The sequence below is a fragment of the Streptomyces prasinopilosus genome (genome assembly GCF_001419695.1).
Lineage (GTDB): Bacteria > Actinomycetota > Actinomycetes > Streptomycetales > Streptomycetaceae > Streptomyces > Streptomyces prasinopilosus.
Window position 1 is genome coordinate 1 of the sequence record NZ_LIRG01000944.1, and the last position, 2,732, is coordinate 2,732.

Consider the following 2,732-nt stretch of genomic DNA (forward strand, 5'->3'; position numbering starts at 1 on the left):
ACCCCGCACACCGGACGCGGTCCGGCCGATGCCCCCGGCGGCCGGCCCGCGTCCGGTGTGCGGGGTGCTCAGCCGCGGGTCAGGGTCAGCAGGTCGCGGGCCGGGCCCGCGGGACGGTGGCCGGTCGGCCAGACCGCGCGCAGTTCGCGGGCCAGGACGAGGCCGTCCACGGGAACGCGGATGAGGCGGCGCATCGCCAGTTCCTCCCCCACGGCCAGTTCGCTGAGGACGGCCGGGCCCGCGCCGCTGACCGCCGCGGCCTTCACCGCGGTCGTGGAGGACAGTTCGATCAGCGGGCGGGCCAGGCCGCCCAGCGCGGTGTCCAGGACCTGCCGGGTGCCGGAGCCCTTCTCGCGCAGGATCAGCGACGTGGCCGCCAGTTCCTCGGCGGCGAGCGGCCGGCGGCGGCGGGCCCAGGCGTGGGACGGCGCCGTCACCACGATCAGCCGGTCGTGGGCGATCACCGCGGAGTCCAGGCCGGTGGGCACCGTCAGTCCTTCCACGAAACCCACGTCCGCCTCGTCCGCCAGCAGCCGCTCCGCGACCGACGCGGAGTTCCCGGCCAGCAGGGACACCGCCGTGTCGGGCCGCTGCGCACGCAGCGCGAGCAGCCAGCCGGGCAGCAGGTACTCGGCGATCGTCATGCTCGCCGCCACCCGCAGCCGTGAGTCCCGGCGGTCCCGCAGTGCCTGCGCGCCGGCGTCGAAGGCCTCCGCGGCCTCCACGATCCGCCGTGCCCAGTCGGTGACCAGCGCTCCGGCGTCGGTCAGGCGCGATCCGCGCGGTGAGCGGTCCACCAGCGCCACACCGAGCTGCCGCTCCATGGACCGGACCCGGCTGCTGGCGGCGGGCTGGGTGATGCCCAGTTCGCGCGCCGCGCCGCCCAGGCTCCCGACCCGTGCCACCGCCAGCAGCAGTTCCAGCCCTCCGAGGTCCGGCACCCGGTGGGCGAGGGTCCCCGCGGTCACCGGCCGATGTTCCGCATGGTCGTCCCGCGTGCTCATCGCGCCAGCTTATGCCGCTCCGGGCGGGCGGTTCCCCGCCGCCCGCAGCGCCCGGGGCAGCACCGACGCCGCCTCGGCCAGCGAGGGCCCGTACCAGGTGAGGTGCCGGCCGCCGACCAGGGCGCAGGGCAGCCCGGGGAAGGCGTCCGGGCCGTCGTCGGCGGTGAAGCGGTACGGCTCGTCGGGCAGCACGACGAGGTCCGGGTCCGCCGCGCGCAACGCGTCCAGGGGGACGCGGGGGTAGCGTTCGGGGTCCTTCGCGTGGAGGTGGTCGACGCCGAGGCGGGACAGCAGGTCGCCGGCGAAGGTGTCGCGGCCCAGCACCATCCAGGGCCGCCGCCAGACCGGCACGACCGCGGTCCGGCGGACCGCGGGGGCCGGCACGGCGTCCCAGGCGGCCTCGGCCTCGTCCAGCCACCGGGGCCGGGTGGCCACACCGCACGCCGTGAGCACCCTGGCCAGTTCACCGAAGGCCTGGGGCAGTGTCCGCACCTCCGTCACCAGTACCCCGAGGCCCGCCGCGCGCAGGGCGTCGAGGTCGGGGGCGCGGTTCTCCTCCTCGTTGGCGATCACCAGGTCGGGGGCGAGGGCGGTGATCAGGGGGAGGTTCGGGTTCTTGGTGCCGCCGATCCGCTCCACGTCCAGGCCGGCGGGGTACGTGCACCAGTCCGTGGCGCCGGCCAGGGCGCCGGGGGCGGACAGCGCCACGGCCTCGGTGAGCGACGGGACGAGGGAGACGACCCGCACGGAAGTCACCGGCGGGGCTTGTCGCGGACCGCCTCGATGTGCTCGGCGACGGCGACGACGATCAGCCGGGTCTCCGGGACCGTGGCCCGCCACCGGTGCCGGACGCCTCCGGTGAGGTACAGGGTGTCGCCGCGGCCGAGGCGGTAGGCGCGGCCCTCCGCCTCGATCTCCACGGCGCCGTCCGCCACGTACATCAACTGGTCGTTGCGGAACTGGAGTTCACGTCCGGCGTCGTGGTCGCCGGTGAACTCGGAGGCGTGCATCTGGTGATGGCCCCGCACCAGGGACCGGACGCGGGGTTCCGGGCTCTGCTCGGCGCCCTCGCCGCGGACGACGTCGACGCTGCACGCCGGGTCGGCGGCGGCGAGGAGTTCCACGGCGGTGGTGCGCAGGGCGTCGGCGACCTTCTCCAGGGAACTCCGGCTGGGACGCGCGCGCTCGTTCTCGATCTGGCTCAGGAACGGGACCGACAGGCCGCTGCGCTGGGCCACGACGGCAAGCGTGAGGTCCAGCGCACGGCGCCGCCGCCGTACGGCCGCGCCCACGCGCAGCGGCTGTTCCTTGTGGTCGCCCATCGCTCCGGCTCCCTCCTTCGCCCCGTCGTCCCCTGGCGGTGCCCCGTCGTCCCGGGGCACGCCTCCTGTTGAGCTGTTCTGCACCCTACGCATGTTCGGCAAACCGTTTCAGGTGTCTGTCACGTCGTCGTCCTGTGCGCTCGCGCACGACCCGCGGTTCGCGCCGGCCGATGCGCGCGCCCTCCGGTTCGTCGCGCGCGGGACGCGGGGTGTTTCCGCCATTGTCGCCCGAAGAGGGGCGGGAGGTCGCGGCGAGGGTCCGGAGACCCCGGGAGGCAGTCGCCCTGGGTGATCGGCCGGTTTCCCCTCGTGTTCCGCCGGGTCCGCCGTCCCCTCCCGGGCATGTGCCCGGACCCTCCCGGTCATGTGGCCGGAAGGGCACGGCGGACCCGGAGGGCGCGGCCCG

Annotated in this window: 3 protein-coding genes; all 3 read right to left on the reverse strand. The window is 75.8% G+C overall.

Features of this window, described 5'->3' with window-relative positions; translation table 11 throughout:
* Nucleotides 1-68: 68 nt before the first annotated feature.
* From AOK18_RS28830 to AOK18_RS28840, 3 genes are read right to left on the reverse strand one after another with little or no spacing between them, the layout of a single operon-like run.
* Nucleotides 69-1,004: a LysR family transcriptional regulator gene (locus AOK18_RS28830; RefSeq protein WP_055696223.1), complete on the reverse strand. Its 936-nt coding sequence runs from the start codon at nucleotides 1,002-1,004 to the stop codon at nucleotides 69-71.
* 9 nt (nucleotides 1,005-1,013) lie between these two features.
* Nucleotides 1,014-1,751: a helical backbone metal receptor gene (locus AOK18_RS28835; RefSeq protein WP_055696224.1), complete on the reverse strand. Its 738-nt coding sequence runs from the start codon at nucleotides 1,749-1,751 to the stop codon at nucleotides 1,014-1,016.
* A 5-nt stretch (nucleotides 1,752-1,756) separates the two neighbouring features.
* Nucleotides 1,757-2,326, reverse strand: coding sequence for a helix-turn-helix domain-containing protein (locus AOK18_RS28840; RefSeq protein WP_055573132.1), 570 nt, complete (start codon nucleotides 2,324-2,326; stop codon nucleotides 1,757-1,759).
* Nucleotides 2,327-2,732: the final 406 nt, after the last annotated feature.